The sequence below is a fragment of the Photorhabdus cinerea genome (genome assembly GCF_011189575.1).
GTDB classification, from domain to species: Bacteria; Pseudomonadota; Gammaproteobacteria; order Enterobacterales; family Enterobacteriaceae; genus Photorhabdus; species Photorhabdus cinerea.
The window spans coordinates 43,184-64,329 of the sequence record NZ_PUJW01000018.1 but is presented as its reverse complement, the minus strand read 5'-3'; the positions used below and the strand labels follow the sequence as shown (position 1 = coordinate 64,329).

Annotated in this window: 26 protein-coding genes, 1 tRNA gene and 2 pseudogenes; 16 read left to right on the top strand and 13 right to left on the bottom strand. The window is 41.5% G+C overall.

What is annotated here, in order from left to right:
• Positions 1-590: 590 nt before the first annotated feature.
• Positions 591-1,475, top strand: coding sequence for a DUF1266 domain-containing protein (locus C5469_RS16735; RefSeq protein WP_166309053.1), 885 nt, complete (start codon positions 591-593; stop codon positions 1,473-1,475).
• Positions 1,476-1,697: 222 nt separating this feature from the next.
• Here C5469_RS16735 and C5469_RS16730 read toward each other — a convergent pair.
• Positions 1,698-2,421: pseudogene (locus tag C5469_RS16730) on the bottom strand (helix-turn-helix transcriptional regulator).
• Positions 2,422-2,577: 156 nt separating this feature from the next.
• On the opposite strand from C5469_RS16730, the gene C5469_RS16725 reads away from it, so the two are divergent.
• The 4 genes from C5469_RS16725 to C5469_RS16710 all read left to right on the top strand — a co-directional run bounded on the left by C5469_RS16725 (position 2,578) and on the right by C5469_RS16710 (position 4,912).
• Entirely contained in the window at positions 2,578-2,835 is a 258-nt protein-coding gene (locus C5469_RS16725) for a type II toxin-antitoxin system RelE/ParE family toxin (protein WP_166309050.1), read from the top strand.
• Complete coding sequence (locus tag C5469_RS16720; protein WP_166309047.1) at positions 2,825-3,109, top strand: helix-turn-helix domain-containing protein; 285 nt, start codon at positions 2,825-2,827, stop codon at positions 3,107-3,109. Before C5469_RS16725 ends, C5469_RS16720 begins: the two co-directional genes overlap by 11 nt.
• A 212-nt stretch (positions 3,110-3,321) precedes the next feature.
• Positions 3,322-3,702 carry a PadR family transcriptional regulator gene (locus C5469_RS16715; RefSeq protein ID WP_166309044.1) on the top strand — a complete coding sequence of 127 codons (381 nt, stop codon included), beginning with the start codon at positions 3,322-3,324 and terminating at the stop codon, positions 3,700-3,702.
• Positions 3,703-3,835: 133 nt separating this feature from the next.
• Positions 3,836-4,912: a methyltransferase domain-containing protein gene (locus C5469_RS16710; RefSeq protein WP_207629112.1), complete on the top strand. Its 1,077-nt coding sequence runs from the start codon at positions 3,836-3,838 to the stop codon at positions 4,910-4,912.
• 100 nt (positions 4,913-5,012) lie between these two features.
• On the opposite strand, the gene C5469_RS16705 is transcribed toward C5469_RS16710, so the two are convergent.
• The 5 genes from C5469_RS16705 to glyQ form a co-directional block, all read right to left on the bottom strand.
• Positions 5,013-5,089, bottom strand: a tRNA-Pro gene (locus tag C5469_RS16705).
• A 216-nt stretch (positions 5,090-5,305) separates the two neighbouring features.
• Positions 5,306-5,578, bottom strand: coding sequence for a type II toxin-antitoxin system YafQ family toxin (locus C5469_RS16700; RefSeq protein ID WP_166309041.1), 273 nt, complete (start codon positions 5,576-5,578; stop codon positions 5,306-5,308).
• A complete protein-coding gene (locus tag C5469_RS16695; RefSeq protein WP_021325378.1) occupies positions 5,578-5,838 on the bottom strand; it encodes a type II toxin-antitoxin system RelB/DinJ family antitoxin in 261 nt (86 codons plus the stop codon). The genes C5469_RS16700 and C5469_RS16695 overlap by 1 nt, the downstream gene beginning before the upstream one ends.
• 119 nt (positions 5,839-5,957) lie before the next feature.
• Positions 5,958-8,027, bottom strand: coding sequence for a glycine--tRNA ligase subunit beta (gene glyS / locus C5469_RS16690; protein ID WP_166309038.1), 2,070 nt, complete (start codon positions 8,025-8,027; stop codon positions 5,958-5,960).
• Positions 8,028-8,036: 9 nt separating this feature from the next.
• A complete protein-coding gene (gene glyQ / locus C5469_RS16685; protein WP_166309035.1) occupies positions 8,037-8,951 on the bottom strand; it encodes a glycine--tRNA ligase subunit alpha in 915 nt (304 codons plus the stop codon).
• A 195-nt stretch (positions 8,952-9,146) separates the two neighbouring features.
• On the opposite strand from glyQ, the gene C5469_RS16680 reads away from it, so the two are divergent.
• Together C5469_RS16680 and C5469_RS16675 are read left to right on the top strand one after the other, a co-directional pair.
• Positions 9,147-9,704, top strand: coding sequence for a DNA-3-methyladenine glycosylase I (locus C5469_RS16680; protein ID WP_166309032.1), 558 nt, complete (start codon positions 9,147-9,149; stop codon positions 9,702-9,704).
• Positions 9,705-9,909: 205 nt separating this feature from the next.
• Positions 9,910-11,163 carry a valine--pyruvate transaminase gene (locus tag C5469_RS16675; RefSeq protein WP_166309029.1) on the top strand — a complete coding sequence of 418 codons (1,254 nt, stop codon included), beginning with the start codon at positions 9,910-9,912 and terminating at the stop codon, positions 11,161-11,163.
• A gap of 212 nt (positions 11,164-11,375) precedes the next feature.
• On the opposite strand, the gene C5469_RS16670 is transcribed toward C5469_RS16675, so the two are convergent.
• Positions 11,376-11,600, bottom strand: coding sequence for a hypothetical protein (locus C5469_RS16670; protein WP_166309026.1), 225 nt, complete (start codon positions 11,598-11,600; stop codon positions 11,376-11,378).
• Between C5469_RS16670 and C5469_RS16665 the strand changes: the two genes are divergently transcribed.
• The gene (locus tag C5469_RS16665) at positions 11,601-11,795 is read left to right on the top strand and encodes a hypothetical protein (RefSeq protein ID WP_166308923.1); all 195 of its coding nucleotides are present in this window, start codon (positions 11,601-11,603) and stop codon (positions 11,793-11,795) included. It begins immediately after the preceding gene.
• 92 nt (positions 11,796-11,887) lie between these two features.
• Here the strand turns inward: C5469_RS16665 and C5469_RS16660 are convergent.
• Together C5469_RS16660 and C5469_RS16655 are read right to left on the bottom strand one after the other, a co-directional pair.
• Positions 11,888-11,995, bottom strand: a pseudogene (locus C5469_RS16660) (transcriptional regulator); the annotation flags it as partial.
• A gap of 3 nt (positions 11,996-11,998) precedes the next feature.
• Positions 11,999-12,127 (bottom strand): type II toxin-antitoxin system HigB family toxin, encoded by a 129-nt coding sequence (locus tag C5469_RS16655; protein WP_339414565.1) that lies wholly within the window; start codon positions 12,125-12,127, stop codon positions 11,999-12,001.
• Between the two features lie 290 nt (positions 12,128-12,417).
• Here C5469_RS16655 and C5469_RS16650 point away from each other — a divergent pair, with 290 nt between their 5' ends.
• Positions 12,418-12,738 (top strand): YceK/YidQ family lipoprotein, encoded by a 321-nt coding sequence (locus C5469_RS16650; RefSeq protein WP_166309023.1) that lies wholly within the window; start codon positions 12,418-12,420, stop codon positions 12,736-12,738.
• Between the two features lie 58 nt (positions 12,739-12,796).
• Here C5469_RS16650 and C5469_RS16645 read toward each other — a convergent pair whose 3' ends face one another.
• On the bottom strand, positions 12,797-14,086 hold the full coding sequence (locus C5469_RS16645; RefSeq protein ID WP_166309020.1) for a YidR family protein: 1,290 nt from the start codon (positions 14,084-14,086) through the stop codon (positions 12,797-12,799).
• Positions 14,087-14,220: 134 nt separating this feature from the next.
• Here C5469_RS16645 and C5469_RS16640 point away from each other — a divergent pair, with 134 nt between their 5' ends.
• A complete protein-coding gene (locus C5469_RS16640; protein WP_166309017.1) occupies positions 14,221-14,838 on the top strand; it encodes a trimeric intracellular cation channel family protein in 618 nt (205 codons plus the stop codon).
• Here the strand turns inward: C5469_RS16640 and ligB are convergent.
• Positions 14,832-16,703: an NAD-dependent DNA ligase LigB gene (gene ligB / locus C5469_RS16635; RefSeq protein ID WP_242689503.1), complete on the bottom strand. Its 1,872-nt coding sequence runs from the start codon at positions 16,701-16,703 to the stop codon at positions 14,832-14,834. The genes C5469_RS16640 and ligB overlap by 7 nt on opposite strands.
• 177 nt (positions 16,704-16,880) lie before the next feature.
• On the opposite strand from ligB, the gene C5469_RS16630 reads away from it, so the two are divergent.
• From C5469_RS16630 to C5469_RS16615, 4 genes are all read left to right on the top strand, one after another.
• A complete protein-coding gene (locus tag C5469_RS16630; protein ID WP_132351939.1) occupies positions 16,881-17,129 on the top strand; it encodes a type II toxin-antitoxin system CcdA family antitoxin in 249 nt (82 codons plus the stop codon).
• Complete coding sequence (locus C5469_RS16625) at positions 17,129-17,452, top strand: CcdB family protein (RefSeq protein ID WP_166309014.1); 324 nt, start codon at positions 17,129-17,131, stop codon at positions 17,450-17,452. Before C5469_RS16630 ends, C5469_RS16625 begins: the two co-directional genes overlap by 1 nt.
• A 551-nt stretch (positions 17,453-18,003) precedes the next feature.
• Positions 18,004-18,444, top strand: coding sequence for an antitoxin PaaA2 family protein (locus tag C5469_RS16620; protein WP_166309011.1), 441 nt, complete (start codon positions 18,004-18,006; stop codon positions 18,442-18,444).
• Positions 18,444-18,716 carry a type II toxin-antitoxin system RelE/ParE family toxin gene (locus C5469_RS16615; RefSeq protein WP_166309008.1) on the top strand — a complete coding sequence of 91 codons (273 nt, stop codon included), beginning with the start codon at positions 18,444-18,446 and terminating at the stop codon, positions 18,714-18,716. The genes C5469_RS16620 and C5469_RS16615 overlap by 1 nt, the downstream gene beginning before the upstream one ends.
• A gap of 114 nt (positions 18,717-18,830) precedes the next feature.
• Here the strand turns inward: C5469_RS16615 and C5469_RS16610 are convergent, their stop codons facing one another.
• On the bottom strand, positions 18,831-19,133 hold the full coding sequence (locus tag C5469_RS16610; protein WP_166309005.1) for a hypothetical protein: 303 nt from the start codon (positions 19,131-19,133) through the stop codon (positions 18,831-18,833).
• Positions 19,134-19,221: 88 nt separating this feature from the next.
• Here C5469_RS16610 and C5469_RS16605 point away from each other — a divergent pair, with 88 nt between their 5' ends.
• Together C5469_RS16605 and C5469_RS16600 are read left to right on the top strand one after the other, a co-directional pair.
• On the top strand, positions 19,222-19,542 hold the full coding sequence (locus tag C5469_RS16605) for a type II toxin-antitoxin system RelE/ParE family toxin (protein WP_162120309.1): 321 nt from the start codon (positions 19,222-19,224) through the stop codon (positions 19,540-19,542).
• Positions 19,539-19,817 (top strand): helix-turn-helix domain-containing protein, encoded by a 279-nt coding sequence (locus tag C5469_RS16600; RefSeq protein ID WP_036837648.1) that lies wholly within the window; start codon positions 19,539-19,541, stop codon positions 19,815-19,817. The genes C5469_RS16605 and C5469_RS16600 overlap by 4 nt, the downstream gene beginning before the upstream one ends.
• Before the next feature lie 247 nt (positions 19,818-20,064).
• On the opposite strand, the gene C5469_RS16595 is transcribed toward C5469_RS16600, so the two are convergent.
• Complete coding sequence (locus tag C5469_RS16595; RefSeq protein ID WP_166308920.1) at positions 20,065-20,295, bottom strand: hypothetical protein; 231 nt, start codon at positions 20,293-20,295, stop codon at positions 20,065-20,067.
• Positions 20,296-21,146: the final 851 nt, after the last annotated feature.

The window sequence follows — 21,146 nt, the reverse complement described above, 5'->3', positions numbered from 1 at the left end:
TACTTTTATAACCTTTAATCTCTTTGATTCTATTAATGGTGTACCAGTAAACAGGTAATTACCAAACTGCCAGCCCCAACGACCTAATCCAAAGTAGCCCATGACAAAATTTCACCGAAAAATATATCTCTTTTCCGGTCAACGGCCATGGCATACCTTAAACATTCACTCAATCATCCAAATCTTTTTTACGTACCAAAGAAATGTAACGGCAAAATATATTAAGTGAAACACCTACATTCCTACAGATATTCCAGAAACACGATTAACTACTTAAGATAAAATTAACAATTCAGCTTTATATTTAATAATAATTTTGTTAGTATGGAAAACATGAGTTACCTTCTCATTTTGTTTAAATACCCATATCGAAACTGGTATCTTATATCTTAAAGATATTGCATTAGATTATATAGTAACTAATACAAGTTACCAATTTAACTAACTCATAGAAATAACCCATTTTTTATACTAAATAAGGAATAGCAATAATCATGTTTTCAGATTTATTCTCAGATTGGAGATGGTATCACTATACTTTAGTTACCATTGTTTCTATTATTCTCTTTATTATCTTCGCTGTCATCATTATGAAATCAATTGTTGAGAAAAAAATCCTTAATAATTTGAGAAATGAATACCAAAGTCGAGCATCGGGTAAATTACCAAAATTTGAATCCAAAGACTGGGCTTATATATTGGGAACTCCCTATGCTGCTGTTGAAGAATATCCCTGTAATGATCCGATTATTGTTCCCGGCAGCAAAGATGCTGGCTCACTTCAGACTGCCTGGGGTATTAATGACAGAGAAAGCCTGATTGCTCAATTATTTCATTTATTAACTAATGGTCATCGGCATAAATTCCGCCAAGAAGTCTATTTCTTCTCTGGTGTATCCGGATCAGACTATGAGCAAATAAAGAAAGACATTCAAAAAGAAGATGATGAAGATGGAGAAGCTAAAGAACTTCTCTGGCGGGCCGAAGTTGTTCGTAAAAATTTAAATAATATTCAAACAGTAAATTTTCTTGCCTGGGATTACGTCCGTTATATCAAGTTAATTTGCAATGGTATCAGTACAGAATATCTGAGTCGAGAAGAAGCAGACAATTTTGTACAGATTATCACCCATACCATTCAGAGAGAATATAAGAGCTGGGAAGAGTTCTGGCATCATTTTTTACTGGGAAGATGGTACTGGAGCAGTACAGATATGCGCTGGACCATTACACAAGATCTCTATGGTAAAATTGTCACACTTATCAACAAAGAACCTGGCGGCCCATCCAACACATTAAACTGGAATGCAAACTTATCAGAAGCTAATATCGATCCCTTTGTTAATGCTGTTTTAACATTAGGCTATGAAGATGAAGAAGGAGAAAAATTAGGAGAGGATGAAATAAAGAATATGATTCAGTCAACACTGGATAATGGTGGATATTTTCCTGAGCCAGCCGAAATACAAGAATAATTACTCGGCCAAAGATAAAGTTATTTTATCTCGATAATTATCCAATCGATAATTATGAATTAGATAATTATCGGTTATTCTCCGAACAGAAATTTCCTATAAGAAAATCAATCTTTGTTATCCCATTATTGATAACATTTTCAATATGGTCGCAACGAGATAAAAAAACCATGTAAAAGATAATAACAGTAAAAGACCACCTCCTTAGGAGGTGGCTCATTGTTACACTAGAGGTATATAGGGATTAGGATTAATAAATCTAGTAGGAGCATAGTTATCATATCCTTTACCCCTGCAATATTCTTTTAACTGGCTTAATGAATTTATCCCCATTTTTTGATAAATTAATTGTAGCCTACTTTGTACCGTTCTATATGAAATACCTAATTTTTTAGCTATATCTTTGGCACTTAGTGATTGCAAAGCAAAAAATACGATATCGAACTCTCTATCAGTAAATAAATCAGCTGGTGTGCCAAAAGTTAATGAGCCAGGATGCCTGTTGTTTTCAAAATGATACATGGAATAAATTTCAAGTTTTCTACCGTGTCCAACAACCCCAATACACTTTCCATCCTTCATTAGCGGTGTAATATGAGCTAGAAACGGTTGGATCATTTTTTTTCTCCCGCCATAAATGAAGGTGTTTAGTACCGGAATGGTTTTTTCAATGGTCATTACGTTTTTATCATTAGCTTGTATAATATCTGCAAACTCAGCCGACGGTGCCGGACATTCACTATCAAGCTTACCTTCTATGTTAAAACCCTTAGGAAAGCCACTGTAATAAAGCGTAGCACCATTAGCATAGACGAATCGAGATTCTTTGTCTTTTATAACCCAAAGATCGTTGCTGTTTTCCATAGTATGATATGAAGGCATCAAAACTTTTTGAATGAACATCCAGCTCCCTGTTTACAGAGAAACTCATACTTTTATCTTCCATAATTTCACCTATCATGATTGAATAAAAAAACTGTAATAACTTCCATGCAAAGACTTTCAAGAGATTATTTTAATCGCTACTATAAACCCATGATTCGAGAGATTATTGAAGATCTCTTACAACCTTATATGGAAAAAGGAAATATAGATATTGTTAATGACTAAGGCGTTCGCTGCACTGGATAAGCTTGAGTCACAAGGTAATCAGTTGCATTATCCACACACTGATATTATTCAGGATGGCCTTTTCGAGTTAAGAACTGGCAAAAAGAATATTACACGTACCTTTTTTGCTTTTGCTAAAGGTAAAAAAATATATATCTTGCACACGTTCGTTAAAAAGACGGCAAAGACGCCCTCGGCAGAGATCCAATTAGCATTGAAGAGACTAGAGGAACTGACATATGAAAGTTAAAGGTATTCCTTATTCTGAAGTAAAGGCAAAGGCTTTACAAAATCCAGATGTGATGGCCGCTTATCTCGCAGAGAAGAAAGAGGAAGAACTACAGGAACTTTTGGCTGATATGCGCCGCCGAGCTGGCATAAACAGTACTCAAGTTGCTGAACGTATGGGTATCACTCAGCCAGCCGTAAGCAAATTAGAAAAAAACGCCAGCAAAGCCAGTATTTCAACACTTGAACGGTACGCTGCGGCATGTGGGGCCAGTATCAAAATAGTCATGGGTTGATGAAAAAAAGTATAGCATTGAATGTAGTCAGAAATTTATTCATTTACTCAATCCTATCGTGGAGCAGAAACGGCGTAATCGGCATAATTCCAGTATGGACTTTATCTCTATAAATAGGTGACTCATAATGATGAATGAAGTCAATAATAAAGTAAATTAAACGGACTATCTTATACATTGACACCTTGATGTTCAATGCATATGATGCCGTTATGAACAAATCTAAAAACACACACAGTACTGTTAAACGAACAACAGTGGACTACACGGACAGAATGTATTGGAACGGCATCATTAAGATGAGCCTATCCAAGTTTTTTATTCTCAGTGCCCTGCAACAACGGCCTATGCACGGTTATGAAATTGCCAGAGAGGTTGAGTGCTCCACCCAAGGATGTTGCTCACCAACTGAAGGTACAATTTATCCGGTGCTGCGTGAATTTGAACAGGGTGGGTATGTAACGGTACACAACGAAACTGTTGCAGGCCGTGGACGCAAAGTATACACATTAACAGACAAAGGGCGCGAAGCCTTTGCTGTCGCTGTGGAAGCCTGGATGGAAGTCGCTACACATATCAATCGTCAGCAATGACGGTTTTTTTTGACTATATACATTGATCATCTATGCATTGATCAGGAATATGAGGGATCTATTGTAAATCTGGCGCCAAATTACCGAAACGTAATATCGGCCTATTAAATGATTTAATTTGAAGGAAATAAATATGAACGAACAATCGCTTAAACAGCGGATCGAAGACATACAACACTATTATGGCAAAACCCTGTCTAATAGAGAGGATCTTGCTATAAATGTATGCACTGTAGACAACTCTACTTCAGACAAAATCAAAGAAGTTCTTAAGCTTATCCATCCTGATGTACAGAGCCGTTTTTACGGTTGTGGTACGCCTTTTCCTCCCTTGCTAGAAGGAACGACAGTATTAGACTTAGGATGTGGGAGTGGACGTGATTGTTTTATCCTGTCCCACCTCGTCGGTACTGAGGGTAAAGTTATTGGTATTGACGCAACAGCAGAACAAATCGAGTTTGCCCAGCGTTTTGTGGATTATCATCGTCAGACCTTTAACTACCCATCCACCAATGTGCATTTTCAGCAAGGATATATCGAGTCACTAAAACAACTTAATTTACCGCCTGAAAGTATGGACGTTATCGTCTCAAACTGTGTCATCAATCTATCGGTATCTAAAGCGAGCGTGTTGGCAGGTATGGCTCGTTTACTCAAATCGGGTGGTGAAATCTATTTTTCTGATATTTTTTTAGATAGAAGGTTGGATCAATCACTGAAAAATGATCAGCAGATGGTTTGTGAGTGTATTGGTGACGCTCTGTATTTTGAAGATTTCATACGGCTGGCAAAAACAGCCGGTTTCAATGATGTTCGTATCATTAATAGCAGCTTGAAATCCATAAATAATAAGGAGATCAAAGCAAAACTAGGCGGCGCAAAACTGTATTCAATGACGCTGAGGCTATTCAAATTAGATTTGGAAGACCGTTGTGAAGATTATGGTCAAGTTGCCATTTACAAAGGCAATTTACCGGATGCACCGGATCAGTTTGTTCTTGATCAAGAACATATTTTTGAGACAGGTAGAGCTGTTCCCATATGCCGCAATACCGCCGATATGATCACCAAAAGTCGTTATCATACACTTTTTGATTTAATGGGTGATGGAAAGAAACACTACGGTCTTTTCAAAAGTGGAAGGCCAAAGAATTTTGATGCTGATATCAAAGTCATGCAAACTTATGCACCAGGCGACTGTGGCTGTTAGAGTAAGCAGCAGATGACAAAAAGCCTTACAGCAATCACTGCAAGGCTTTTCTACTTTCTTTTAAGTCTGCGGACTTATTCAACATCCCCAAACTATTAACTGGTCGGCGAGAGAGGATTCGAACCTCCGACCCACTGGTCCCAAACCAGTTGCGCTACCAAGCTGCGCTACTCGCCGAAAACGAGGCGAATCTTACTGCGCTCGCTACAGGCCGTCAATACCTTTTTGATAATCAGGGATTAGTTGCTGATAAAAACAGCATGAACGTCGCACTTTCTCACGGATTTCACAGAAATACGTCAATTAGGTAAAAAATAATGTTGTAGCTAAATCTGGACTTTCTTTTTCCTAACTAAGTTAATTTAACCTGCTACCCAGTACCCCCAGAAAGGTTTATTCATCAAATAGGTCAGAATGTCTTCCTGTTCGTTCAAACCTAACGACATCACCAACTACTTTGTAAATCAATAACCAATCAGGCTCAATGTGAGCATCACGAAACTCCTTCCATTCACCACGGAGAGGATGATCCTGATAGTTAGCAGGCAATGGTCTATTATCAATCAACAAACTCATTAGGACCTTAAGTTTGTTCATATCTTTGCCACGTTTTTGTGCAGATTTCACATCACGCTTAAATTGACTTGAATATCTTGGTTGGCGCATCAGATACCAAGCTGATCAAATAAATCGTCAGCATCCTTTGCTTGATGAATGTCTTCACCACGATCACTCTTAGCCAAAGTTTCGGCAGTCAATTTATTAGGTACTCGCATTTCAAACGGTAATGCTTTTTCCTTCGCAACTTTAGTCAAGGTGATACGCACTAGATCAGATATGGTTAACCCCATACCAGCCAAAACCTCGGTAGCTTCTGCTTTTAATGTCTCATCGATTCTTGCCCGAACAAACGCATTTGCAGCCATAAATCCCCCTTTTAATTTATAAATAAAACGTAGCTCGAATGAGCTACAAAATCAAGGTTAGAGGTATTAAATTCCAGCCATTGCATCTCACAACAGCCGGAATTAGCTATTTCAGCTTATTATTGCAGTAACGAAATATCCGCCACTTTCAGGAATAACTCACGCAATTCACTTAACAAAGTTAAGCGATTCACTCGCACCTGCTGGTCTTCATCCATCACCATCACGTTGTCAAAGAAAGCATCGACAACTTCACGCAGGGAGGCCAACTCAACCAATGCTTCCTGATAGCACCCTTCAGCAAACAAAGGCGTCAACTTATCTTGTAAAACCACCAGATGCGTTGCCAGTTTCACCTCTTCAGGTGCTTTCAGCACAGAAGCACTGACTTTCTCATTCAGTGTCTCTTCAGACTTCGCCAGAATGTTAGAAACGCGCTTATTCGCGGCTGCCAATGCTGCGGCTTCATCCAAGGTACGGAAGTGAGTCACCGCCTTAACGCGGGCATCGAAATCAGCGGGTTGGGTTGGACGACGAGCCAACACAGCCTGAATGGTATCAATGCTGTAACCTTGCTCCTGATACCAGGCACGGAAACGGCCAAGCATAAACTCCACCACGTCATCAATGACTTTGGTATTCGTCAGCTTGTCACCATACAAACGAACCGCTTCTTCTGTCAGTGCCTGCAAATCCAGCGGCAGTTTTTTCTCAACGATAATACGCAAAGCACCCAGCGCAGCACGACGCAGCGCAAACGGGTCTTTATCGCCTTTTGGATGCTGACCAATGCCAAAAATACCCGCCAAAGTATCCATTTTGTCCGCAATGGCTAACGCACAAGAAACGCCGGAAGAAGGCAATTCATCACCGGCAAAACGCGGTTGATACTGCTCATTCAGTGCCAGAGCAACCTCTTCCGCTTCACCGTCATGGCGGGCGTAATGCATCCCCATCACACCCTGCGTATCGGTGAACTCAAATACCATGTTGGTCATCAGGTCACATTTAGACAACAGGCCCGCACGGGTAGCGTGATCAACATTAGCGCCGATCTTCTCTGCAATCCAGCCAGCCAGCGCCTGAATACGATCCGTTTTATCACGCAAAGTACCAAGCTGTTTCTGGAATAGAACCGTTTCTAACCGAGGTAGATTATCTTCCAGACGCTGTTTACGATCCGTCTTAAAGAAAAATTCTGCGTCAGCCAAACGTGGACGAACCACCTTTTCGTTACCAGAAATAATTTGCTGTGGATCAGAAGATTCAATGTTGGTGACAAAAATAAAGTTCGCCATCAACTTACCAGCATTGTCGTAAACCGGGAAGTATTTCTGGTCCCCTTTCATGGTATAAACCAGTGCTTCTGCCGGCATGGCAAGGAATTTCTCTTCAAATTTCGCCGTCAGCACAACCGGCCATTCAACCAACGAAGTCACTTCTTCTAGCAGGCTGTCACTAATATCCGCAATGCCGCCCAGTTGAACAGCTGCTTGTTCCACATCCTGTTTGATGAGCGCCTTACGGGTTTCATAATCTGCGATCACTTTACCGCGTTGCTGCAAAATCGCAGGATACTGTTCCGCGTTCTCAATCGTAAACTCAGATTCACCCATAAAACGGTGACCACGAATGACACGAGCGGATTTAATTCCCAGAATTTCTCCCTCAATCAATTCATTACCAAACAACATGGTGACGGTATGAACCGGGCGAACAAACTGAGTCTCTTTATCGCTCCAACGCATCAGTTTAGGAATTGGCAACTTACTCAGTGCATTGTTGACCATACCCGCCAATAGCTCTTTTGCATTGAGGCCCTTAACCAGCGCGCGATACAGTAACCATTCGCCTTTATCTGTCACCAACCGTTCAGCCTGAGAAGCCGTAATACCACAGCCGCGAGCCCAACCTTCAGCCGCTTTTGTCGGTTTACCTTCCGCATCAAATGCCTGAGCAATCGCCGGGCCACGTTTTTCCACTTCACGATCAGCCTGCGCTTCATCCAGATTGGCTACTTTCAGCGCCAGACGGCGCGGAGAGGCAAACCAGCTCACTTCACCATGAGCCAAATTAGCGTTATCCAGTTCTGCCGCAAAATTAGCCGCAAATGCTTCAGCCAGTGAACGAAGAGCCTTCGGCGGCAACTCTTCTGTGCCGATTTCCACCAGGAAAGTCTGTTGAGTCATGACAGCCTCTTAGTTCTGATTCTTTTTACACATAGGGAAGCCCAATGCCTCACGGGAGGCATAATACGCTTCTGCAACAGCTTTGGTCAGGGCGCGGATACGCAGAATATAACGCTGACGTTCAGTCACCGAGATGGCTTTACGGGCATCCAGTAAGTTGAATGTATGACCCGCTTTGAGAATGCGTTCATAAGCTGGCAGAGGTAGCGGTGTTTCCAGCGCCAATAAATCCTGAGCTTCTTTTTCATATTGTTCGAAACAGGTAAACAGGAAATCGACATCCGCATATTCAAAGTTATAAGTGGACTGTTCCACTTCATTTTGATGATAAATGTCACCATAAGTGGTTTTACCCAGCGGACCATCGCTCCAAACCAGATCATAAACACTATCTACGCCCTGGATATACATTGCCAGACGCTCAAGACCGTAAGTGATCTCACCAGTGACAGGTTTACACTCAAGGCCACCTACCTGCTGGAAGTAAGTAAACTGAGTGACTTCCATCCCGTTAAGCCACACTTCCCAACCCAATCCCCAGGCCCCCAACGTTGGGTTTTCCCAGTTATCTTCAACAAAACGGATATCATGAACCGTTGGGTCCAACCCCAGCGCCTTCAGAGAACCCAGATATAATTCCTGAATATTGTCTGGTGAGGGCTTAATAATGACCTGAAACTGATAGTAATGTTGTAAGCGGTTAGGGTTTTCACCGTAACGGCCATCCGTCGGACGGCGGGAAGGTTGCACATAAGCCGCAGCAATTGGCTCCGGGCCAAGTGCACGCAGGCAAGTTATTGGATGAGAAGTACCAGCGCCGACTTCCATGTCCAATGATTGGACAATGGTGCAGCCCTGGCGCGCCCAATAATCCTGTAATGTCAGGATCAGCCCCTGAAAGGTTTTGGTATCAAATTTTTGCATGTTGGATTCGCACGCGATATATATGAATTTGAAAGGAAGTAGGCCAGTATACCCTTTGACCTTAAGATATACAGCCCTGAATTAATGTTCAATTCGACCCTGAAATAAAAAAATCCCCATCTGGCTATTTTACTTGTATATATATACAGTTGAAGTATGATCAATTCTCAACCAACAGCACAGGAAATCACAACTATGGAATTAACACGCTGTCATTGGGTTACGTCTGATCCTGAGTATCTGGCTTATCATGACCATGAGTGGGGAAAACTACAAAAAGACAGTCAGAAATTGTTTGAAATGATCTGCCTGGAAGGGCAGCAATCTGGATTATCATGGCTGACTATTTTGAAAAAACGTGAAGGCTATCGCCAATGTTTTCACCAATTTGACCCAGAAAAAATCGCGGTCATGAATGAAAATGATGTAGAACGGTTAATGCAGGATCGCACCATTGTCCGTAATCGTGCCAAAATTAACGCCATTATCAACAATGCGCGGGCATATCTTAAAATGCAACAACAGGGTGAGGAATTCAGCGCCTTTATCTGGCGTTTTGTTGATAACAAACCGATTATTAATCAGTGGAAAACCACCACAGAGGTGCCGGTAAAAACAGATCTCTCAGATGAGTTATCACAAGCATTGAAAGAAAGAGGGTTCAAATTTATCGGCAGTACCACTTGCTATGCATTTATGCAGGCGACAGGCTTGGTCAATGACCATATAACTGACTGTTTATGTAGAAAATAAATTCAGGGAATTACAATAGCCCCAAGATTCACACCAAGAATAAAACTGGATATTAACCAAACATTTAGCTCTTTATTTTAAATGCTGAATTAAATGCCATATTAAATAATTAATAGTCATAATTTTCCAGATTGCACCCCGATAATGCGAAGGGTATGGTGTTATATCTCCTAATTCAAACAACACACCGATAACGAACACGGCTATGATTTTTTCTCAATTCGGCAACAAATTCACACAAGATGCAGGCATAACCCGCCTGATGAATGATCTTAATCAAGGGTTGAGGACTCCCGGTGCAATTATGCTAGGCGGTGGCAATCCGGCACATATCCCGGAAATGGATGACTATTTTCAACAATTACTCACCGAAATGGCCGCAAACGGTCAACTGGCTGACACGCTATGTAACTATGATGGTCCTCAAGGTAAAGATACGCTAATTCAGGCGCTGGCAGACATGTTGCACGAAAAGCTTGGTTGGGAAATTGGCACACAAAATATTGCCCTGACCAATGGCAGCCAAAGTGCATTTTTCTATCTGTTTAACCTGCTTGCTGGGCGCAGTGAAGATGGCTCTATTCGTAAAGTGCTGTTCCCACTGGCACCGGAATATATTGGTTATTCTGACTCAGGGCTAGATGACGGCTTATTTGTTGCCAATAAACCCAATATTGAATTATTACCAGAAGGTCAATTCAAATATCACGTTGATTTCGACCATCTGAAAATTACCAAAGATATTGGCTTGATTTGTGTTTCTCGTCCAACCAACCCAACCGGTAACGTTATCACTGATGAAGAGTTACAACGGTTAGATCGTTTGGCCCAACAACATCAAATCCCACTATTGATTGATAATGCTTATGGCGTCCCCTTCCCTGGTATTATTTTCAGCGAAGCCACGCCATTGTGGAATCCCAATATTATTCTGTGCATGAGCTTATCCAAATTAGGTCTACCGGGTTCACGCTGCGGAATCATTATTGCTAACGATAAAATCATCAATGCTGTTAGTAACATGAACGGCATCATCAGCCTTGCACCAGGTGGTGTTGGTCCAGCAATAGCATTAGAGATGATCCGTCGCAATGACCTGCTTCGCTTGTCACAGGAAGTTATCCGCCCGTTCTATCAACAACGCGTTCAGGACGTGATTCAGATTATCCGTCGCTATCTGCCAACAGAACTTTGCCTTATCCATAAACCAGAAGGTGCCATTTTTCTGTGGTTATGGTTTAAAAACCTGCCGATAACAACAGAAACGCTTTACCAAAGACTGAAAAAACGCGGCGTGCTAATGGTTCCAGGTCACTATTTCTTCCCCGGACTGGAACAAAACTGGCCACATGCTCACGAATGTATGCGCATGAACTACGTTCCTGACCCAACAAGTATCGAAAAAGGCATTGCAATTCTGGCGGAAGAAATTGAACTGGCACATCAGCAAGCCGCCTGAAATTAACAATAAAAAGCTCCTGCTGGGAAATGCAGGAGCTAAATGACAACGAGGACTTTCATATGATTATTTTCAGAAGATTTTGTACATAAGAAGAGAAAGAAACATTCCCTGTCTAACCGCTCTCCTTAAGCAGTACTATTTAATCAGAAAATCATCAATTCAATGGCTTGAATAGGCCGGTTTTTGTGCGTTTACTGAGAGCTAGTGCATTATGCATTAATGAGACTTTCAGCCGATATGCCAAACGGCTTATTAAGTTTCCGAATCATTGGTAGTGTTAGCAAAAACTGCCGTAAACCCTTGCCCAGTGCGGCATAGGTATCTACACATTTATTGAAATTAATGATATTACTCTTCAGTATGCATTCAATTTCTCTATCGCCGGGCTTGATGCCCGGCTTAACCGCCGATACCAGATGCGGGTTAAACAACATATGACTCCTTCAGACCCGCTCGCCTGCGCAATTAAAGATGTCGCCAGTGCCCAGAAAACCACATTCGCGACGACCCAAGCTGTCTGGCGTTTTCTCAATAACGACCGCATCGCCGTTAGAGAGTGCACCTGCTCTCCTTGCTGGATTATCGGTACTCCTGAACACGCTGACATTGCTATCGGAGTATCCCCTTGAAGAACTGACCCGTTTAGCGGCAAGAGCATTGGGTCAGTTCGAAGATGTGTAGATACCTATGCCATGAAGGACGGGGTTTTACGGCGCATTGGATAATCAAATTCGGGAGATCCAATTTCAGACTGATTATCAAACAATGGTGAGATGGCTTTTAAAGCTGCCTTATAATCCTGCTCTGTTCTGATTGGTTTAATATTCATAGCTTACTCCGGCTCAATTGTGTTGGCGTCTATCGCATCATATTGCCGATGTGTTCCAACAAATTTCACATACAACCAGTCAATCGGGTAAAAAATGGAAACAATTAAGTGTATTAGCTCAGACCAAATCACTTTACCCTTAAAGATGGTTTAAATTAATAGGCTCCACAACTCATTATATGGCTTGAATTGCTTTTTATTCATCAAAAAGATATAGAAAAAAATCGTATGACACAAAAAATTCACTATTCTCAGGTATTCGTCCTATGTTCAATGTTGCATAGTGTGATTATAGTGACTGATATAGATAGAAGCCCTTAGCTAAGTTCTCCTGGTAAATATTAGTCACCCGACAGGTAACAGAGTAACTTAATTAAAGCGGAATGTTCTGGCTGTTTGACCATACGAGATCAGTAAAACCGATGAAGAGCAATAAATTAATTCTATTTTGCGTCACATTAGGCTGGCTGTTAACCAGCGGATGTACCAGCATCATGACACATGCAGGGCCTAGCCTCGGTTATTATCCCGGTACTAAGGCAAATATCGAAATGCTGACAGATAATGATACTGGCTGGGTGATGAAGCCATTACTAGCGATTGATCTCCCTTTTTCTGCGCTGTTAGATACCCTTTTATTACCTTATGACTATATAAAATCTGATGAGGATCAGTCTGCAAATTCACCAAAAAAACGAATTGAAAAAATAGAAAAAGCACAAAATCAGCCTAAAACAAATTAATCATTCGTTCTGGTTTATTGATTGCCACCAGTGGGTAACCAACTGGTAGCAAATGTATTTATTTTAGCTCGGTTTCCACCAAGAAGATTTGCATATAGCCATTAACTTCACGCATAAAGGCAACATGACAGCTATCAGGTGAAATCACAACGGCATCCGCAGCAGGTGCTTTCTCGGTACGCTTCGTCAAACGCTGTATTTGACTATTTTGCACATCACACAGCATCACACTGTTATCACAAATAAAAACAACATACTGACCGCTCCGCTCCCAACTGAAAGCAGATTGAATACCATAATTACTTTTAGTTATCTGACACGGTTCTCCGCCATTTGGCGATATTGTCCACAGTTGTACAATGCCATTGTCATCTTTCATCAGAAAACCAATCTGTTCACCATCAGGTGAAACCCGCAACCAATGACGCGGATTAATCACCACCCCCGGCCAACGTTCATGATTGGTAAATGTCAAACGACGTTGCATGACATTAGCCGGCGGTGCAGGTAATGTTGTTTCCGTACCTTCCAGTGGTTTTTCCCCTGCTATCGCATAATCAGCATCCTGTTCGGGTAAATCAACAATATAAACTTCTGGTACTTTTTCCCCTGTTGCAGAAATAGTATCGCCAATAAATGCCAACGCCCAACGCTGCCAACTGCCATCCGCTTTACAATATCCAGCTTGACCGACCCAACACTCTTCATAGGCACGGTTAATCTCATCACTACCCAGCTCTGGCTGAGGTGTTGTACTACTGACTACAACGGAGAAATAGCTACCATCATATTCACGAGGATGGTGTTTAGGTGATTCAACCGACTTGAGAGGCACAGCCACGGCGATATTGCGTAAATCCAGCGCTAGATCAAGCTCATGCATAACATGGTCGTTATAAGTAAAACTCAGACGACTACCATCCGGGCTGAATACATGAACATGGCTGCCTCCGCGCAGCGCTCCCGGTGTATAAGGGGCAGTAATATCCATGGCATCCAATGTAACCGCTTTTCTGGGTAAATCCTCACTGACAATCCCCCCCCGCCGGTGATGGAAATCATAATGCCATTGCTCATCAGGGAATTCAGGCCCATGAATAAACGCATACCGGACGGGTTCTGTTGGGCTGACCGTCACCACGCCAACATGAGCGCCATCTTTGGCCTGATAGATAATTTCTGTTTTGCCACCGTGTACATGAATTTTTTCTATTGTTAAACCGGTAAAAGAAGCACCATGGGGACGAACATCATAAGCTAACCACTGGCTGTCTGGTGTCCAGACATTAATATTAGTAAGCTGATGGCTGCGATTGTCAAACGTGATTTGCCGTTCCTGAAAGGCCATTGCATTATCCTTATATCAGGGTTTTTCGGATAAATAATATTAATCCGAAACAGATGGAACTAAAAAATTTCAGTCGAGACTTTACCATTTCGACATTACCCTTACCTTTTTACGCTGTGCACATCGAATAATCTATGTTACTGAGTGTTCTTTATATCATTAGTATTACTGCTGAAGCGATGACGGGTGCTTTAGCCGCTGGCCGCCGTAAGATGGATATGTTCGGCGTGATTATTATTGCTTCAGTAACCGCCATTGGCGGTGGCTCCGTTCGGGACATACTACTAGGGCATTATCCTCTTGGCTGGGTTAAACACCCTGAATATATTGTCACCGTCGCCTGCGCCGCCGTGATAACCACTTGGGTCGCCCCCATGATGAAGCATTTACGCCGTCTGTTCCTGATCCTTGATGCCATTGGTTTGATTGTTTTCTCCATTATCGGTGCCCAGATTGCACTGGATATGAACTATGGCCCAATCATTGCCGCCATTGCTGCGGTTATCACTGGTGTTTTCGGTGGTGTGTTACGCGATATGTTGTGTAACACCATACCTCTGGTTTTCCAAAAAGAGATTTATGCTGGTGTCTCTTTTGCCGCTGCCTGGTTATATATTGGCTTACAACACACGCTGTTACCGCCAAACGGCATTGTTCTAATTACCCTGATCGCAGGTTTGACAGCAAGACTGGTTGCTATTCGCTACCGCCTTGGATTACCTGTCTTTAGTTATGAGCACTCCGATCACTGAACTATACCAACGGGGTTAACCACGACCCCGTTTTCCCGGTCAAAACCCGTTATCCCTGCTACTGACAGTTTTTCTGCAATTATTTTAATCTGCGTGTCATTGACAAAATCAGACAACTTTTTCAATTGCCCGGCAGTGAGCTGTTGTTTTAACTGTGCTCCGGCTAATTTCTGCTCCAGTTGCTGCCAGTGATCAACATCGTCAGACAACTTATCCATATAAGGCACCCCAATGCCTTTCATCCAATAAGAAAAAGGCTGATTTTTTGCCTTCCTGAATTGTGAATAAATAGCCTGTGCTCGTTTATCTCCGATTCCCGGTAAAGCCTCAATGTCTTGAACCGAAAGTGACAACCAACCGGTTAAATCAGTGACTAATTTCCGTTCAGTCAACATTGCCCAACTACCGCTACTGACACCTGTCATGTGCAGCTTTTCACCAAGCCATTTCAGTCGTGCATTAAATTGCTGTTCACAGCCCACCGTTAACGTCAGGCAACTCAGCGCATGATAACGCTGCTTATCGGGTGGCTGAATATCCTGACGCTCTTTAATCCGCCACACCACTTGATCTAATTTCGGGATACCATGACCTGCCAGCGTGAGAGTCACCCGATCCCCCGGTAACACATCCAACTGCTGCCAACGACGGACTGAACCAATATTGACTCGACTGATTTGTCGGTCATCCAGTTTTACCTTATCCAGCCCAAGCACAACTGAGATTTTGCCCGTTCTGCCAATAGTAAAACTCACTTCCCTGACGTATGTGACTTGATGGCGCAAAGGGTGTTTCCATGCCACAGCCCAACTGTTAGATCCAGACCGCCACTGACTTCCTTTAGGTTCAATTTCCTGTTTCAGCACGATACCGTCTGTGGCAAAAGGCATAGGTTGTTCAAAATAGTGCATCCGCAGTTTCTGTACCTGTTCTGGCTTCTCTATTTTATGACTGTAGCGAAGCGCTAATGGAAAACCCATATCCGCTAGTTTTCGCAATTTATTTTCCATCTCGGCAGGGCCATCCGGCCAGCTCCAGATAAACAAACCGACTTGCTTTAATTCTGGCGAATGCTCCTTGCGCATCATCAAACCCGCAACACGATTACGAGCGCCATCACTACCAGAAGATTGCTGTATATGCCCATCCTTATGCAGAAAAAGCTCCCCTTGCAGTACCATATAAGGCGGTACATTTTCTATCTCTTGAGGAATCTCAGAGATATATTGGCTTTTCGCTGTCCAATCTATGCCTTCAGAGCCATTACCCCGGCTGATTAATGAAACTAATTTTCCTTTCTGGTAAATCAATGTTACCGCCACGCCATCAATCTTTGGCTGTAACCAGACAGGTAATCTGCCATGCAACCATCGGTTAATTTCCCGTTCGTCTTTTAGTTTACTTAATCCGGTATGAGCAACCGGATGAACAAGCTTATTATCTGTAATAACTGCCACAGGAAAATCCGAATGAGGCGCTTGTTTCAAACAGAGTTGCCAATGAATTAGCTCCGCCATTAATTGATCATAAACTTCATCATCGATCTCGCTGATCCCTTTCTGACGATAGAGTTGATCCCATAGAACCATCTGTTGCATCAGACTTTTTGTTTCACGTTGTAATTTGTCTTGCGACCATGCAGGGCAATCTTTCTCTGTATCCAATGTCTCAGCCGCAAATATCGGTGTACTGAAAATAATGAACAGAATTAATATCAATAAATTAAGCATCCGTTGCTCCCTGGCTATCCATGCATAACAGCAAAATAGAGGATAAAGAGAAGCTCTCCAAGGCAGAGATAATAACTTTGCGAAGCGGTTCGAAAGAATAACTTCCTGAAATCCCAAGATAACGAACTTTTTCATATACTGCACAAAACAGATAATTATGGTGAGAACCTGACTTATTTAACTATTTATTGCATTGCAATTAATAATTAAATGCATATGCTACTCTAAGTCTTTCAAGAAGCAGGATACTTGATTGTTTTTCCGTTACCCATCATACTTGTGCGCATACCTTTGCGCATAGGAGTAAACACCATGAATACCGTTACCTCTCCCCGTAACAGCACCAAAAGAAGCACCAACGTGTACCTGACGGCCTCACTGGTCGATAAAGCCCGTAGTATGGACATGAATCTCTCAGCAACGCTAGATATCCTTCTGGCGCAGGCTATAGAAGCTAAAAAGGATGAGAGAGAGAAAGAAAAAGAAGATATGCAGGCTATGAACATATTCATGGCGAAAGCTGGAATGCTTACGGACGATGAATTTTTCGGGAGCCTGTAATGCCGCAGCAATTTGATGTGTATCGTAATCCATCGGCCAAAACAAACAGGCTTTGGCCGTTTTACCTTATTATCCAGAATGATTATTTTGATGATTTAACAACAAGGATTATTGTTCCTCTGGTATCTAAAAATGACATTAGCCTCAACCAGAAAAGAATCACCCCTCAGGTGGTTATTAATAATAACATTTATTATATATTTACACCGGCAATAACGTTTCTGGATGCAAAAAAAATCAACAAATCAGATTTTATATGCAACGTAGCCTCATCCAGAAATGAAATTATCTCAGCCCTCGATGCCATCATAATGAACACCTGAACCCGCAAAGAGAAGAAAGATAACTAGAACCGTCAGACCCCTTCGTGCGGAGAATGTAAAAAATACCTGCTCAATCCGGGCAATTTTTCTCTGTATTCAATGTCTCAGCGGCAACTGTCGGTGTACTGAAAACAATGAACAGCATTAATATCAATAAATTAAGCATCCGTTGATCTCTGGCTATTCATGACTAACAGCAAAATAGAGGGTAAAGAGAGGCTGTCCAAGGATGATATAATAACTTTGCGAAGCTGTTCGAAGGAATAACTTCCTGAAATCCCAAGGTAACGAGCTTTTTTATATACTGCATAGAGCGGATATCATGGTGAAAACCTGATTCATTTAACTATTTATTGCATTGCAATTAATAATTAAATGCATATGCTACTCTAAATATACCCTATGGATTTCAAGATGCATCGCGACGGCACGGGAGTGAATCCCCGGGAGCATAGCGAACTATGTGACCGGGGTGAGCGAGTTCAGCCAACAAAGAGGCAACTTGAAAGATAACGGGTATACTTGCATATAAATAACTCAGGAGAACGTTTATGGTCACAGAAACAATCGATCATTCCACACTAAATCGCCTGATTGAAGCCGGTGCTGTTAACTCGGTACATGTGGTAGGTCATAACGATGGGTGGACTCTGATGGTGAAATATGGCGCAGTGGAGCGTCCTCTGATTGCCCAGCGCAGCCGTCAAGTACGCCTGTTTAAACGGCTGGAAACCCTTGTCACTTATCTTAAAGACATAGGCATTGCACAGTTCAATGTAGATGCAGCCAATTATAATCTGGATACCCCAACGAAAACGGCCCGTCCAGACCGTGCAGAAGCCCTGAAACGGGCACATAAGGCTGCTGCCTATGATGCATGGTTCCGTCAGCAAGTTCAGGCAGCTATCGATGATCGCCACCCCAGCGTTCCTCATGAGGAAGTTAAAGCACGGTTTGCAGCCAAAAAAGCGGCCCTACGTAAGGAGATATAATGGAGTTGGAATGGAAGCCAATGGCTTTGGCTGATCGTGAGGCTATTATGGAATATATCGCGCTGGATAATCCGCTAGCTGCAATTGAACTGGATAATGAATTTGAATTGACGGCAGAAACTGCCTGCCAACATCCCAAGATGTATAAACCTGGTAGGGTGAAAGGGACGCGGGAGGCTGTCGTTCATCCCCATTACGTAATGATCTACCGGGTTCGGAGAAACCTTTTACAGATACTCAGAGTGTTACATACCGCCCGGCAATGGCCCTAGTTATTCACAGCGATAAAATTTTTCTTACATTGTTTCTAACTCATTTATCTAGCTACGAGTTGGTGATTGAATGATTATAACGCCTGAATATATCATCATGTAAAAAATACCAGATCAATCAGGGCAATTTTTCTCTGTATTCAATGTCTCAGACGCAACTATCAATGTACTGAAAATAATGAAAAGAATTAATATCAATAAATTAAGCATCCGTTGCTCTCTGGCTATCCATGCATAACGGCAAAATAGAGGATAAAGAGAGGCTGTCCAAGGCTGAGATAATAACTTTGCGAAGCGGTTCGAAGGAATAACTTCCTGAAATCCCAAGATAACGAGCTTTTTCATATACTGCATAGAGCGGATATCATGGTGAAAACCTGATGTATTTAATACTTGGTTCAGGGCTGCTATCAACAATCTCCGCCACCAGTGGTTTTCATCGAAAACAGAGTCTTGACAACTTACAAACTTATCACATAAGATAAGATTAAGGGCAATATTGAATATGAACTGGAACATTGAACTCTATGATGGTGTCGAGGATGCGATCCTCAATATGCCACCCAGAATTCAGGCTCGCATGCTAAAACTGCTTGAGCTTATTGAAGAACATGGCGCTAATCTTGGAGAACCACACACTAAGTCAATGGGAAAAGGTCTATTCGAGATTCGCGCCAAAGCGCAAGAAGGTCTAGGACGCGGATTGTTTTGCTATCTACAAGGTTCAAATATCATTGTCCTTCATGCGTTTATTAAGAAAAACCAGAAGATATCTAAAAAGGATCTTGATCTCGCTTATGAACGAATGAAAGAGGTTACAAAATGAGTAGTTTAAAGTCTCTAAAATCCAAAGCATTAGCTAACCCAGATGTAAAAGCTGAATATGATGCGCTAGAACCAGAATTCGAGCTAATTAATACTCTATTACACATGCGGCGTGCTGCTGGTTTAACTCAAAATCAAGTTGCGCAACGTATGGGAACAAAAGAAGCGAATATTTCCAGGCTTGAAAAAGGAAATGGAAACCCAACACTTAAAACACTATTGAACTACGCCAGAGCTTGCAATTGTGAACTACATTTTGGCTTCAAAACAATTTAATCCAAGCGATATAGAAAAGCATCTTCGGGTGTTTTTCATATTTATTTTCTTTTGTAACAACCAAATACATCCGTATTTTTCAGTGATAGATTATGCAGAGTGAGTTCTCCTGCTATATTATCGGGATTAACTACAGAAACTTTTTCCGTTAGGTGACATCAAACCAACATCGATTTTCCAGCTCCATTAGGTCCCGCAATAACCCATAGCTGAGGCCGATGAGTCATGCTTCCAAAACCTCAACCATTTACTCTGTACCACTCATAAAACTAACCAACTCTCTACGGCCACCAGGGTATTCCTTGATAACCATCCCTGCTGGAGTATCAAACTCCGCATAATAAATTGGTTCACCAGCATTGAGGTGAGCACGCGCCTCCGAGCCATCGTCATTTGCCAATTGAGCATCAAAGATAGTCATAAAAGTGTGCTCTTGCGCCGGTGACATTTCATCTAAATTTTGCAGTTCAAGCCTCATCACTGTAACCCCTATAATTTGCACCACAAACTTATGACAGAATAAAATTAACTTAATGATATTAAGGCAATAACTGTTGATAAATTATACACCATAGAATGCAGTGTAAATTCCATTCTTACCCCGGACAACCTCTTTTTTGTTCATTACTTTATTTTTCTTGCATTGTTTCTAACACATTCATCTCGCTACAAGCCGGCGCTCGATAATAGCGCCTGAATATGTCATCATGTAAAAAATACCATATCAATCAGGGCAATTTTTCTCTGTATTCAATGTCTCAGCCGCAACTATCGATGTACTGAAAACAATGAACAGAACCAATATCAATAAATTAAGTATCCATTACTCTCTGGCTATCCATACATAACGGCAGATTCCGTCCAAGGTAGAGATAAATATAATAACTCTGCCTATTACGCATTAATTAGGAATATCAGCCTCCTCTCTCTGTTATTATTATCAATATCAACTTTAAAATAAATATCAAAAGGAAATAACTTTACGAAATAGTTTTAAAAACAAACATTACCCCGAAAATAACAGGCTTTTTATAAATTATATAGAATAGATATTACAACAAAAACATTAATAATTCTTCGCTTTCTGTTTTTCGATTAATTATTAGTAAATTAATTTATGCATTCATATATTATTAACAACCATAATGATATATATTTCCTTTAAATTTTTCTTATCAAACTTCAAAATTGTAATTTCTATCACTTATTGCTAGAAAAGCAATTGAAAACGGATTAAAAGAATAGACTTATAATTAGTCTTAATTATTTTTCCTATTATATTTAAAGAATAGACAATATTCTTCACATCAGTAGAAATTCATCTTAACC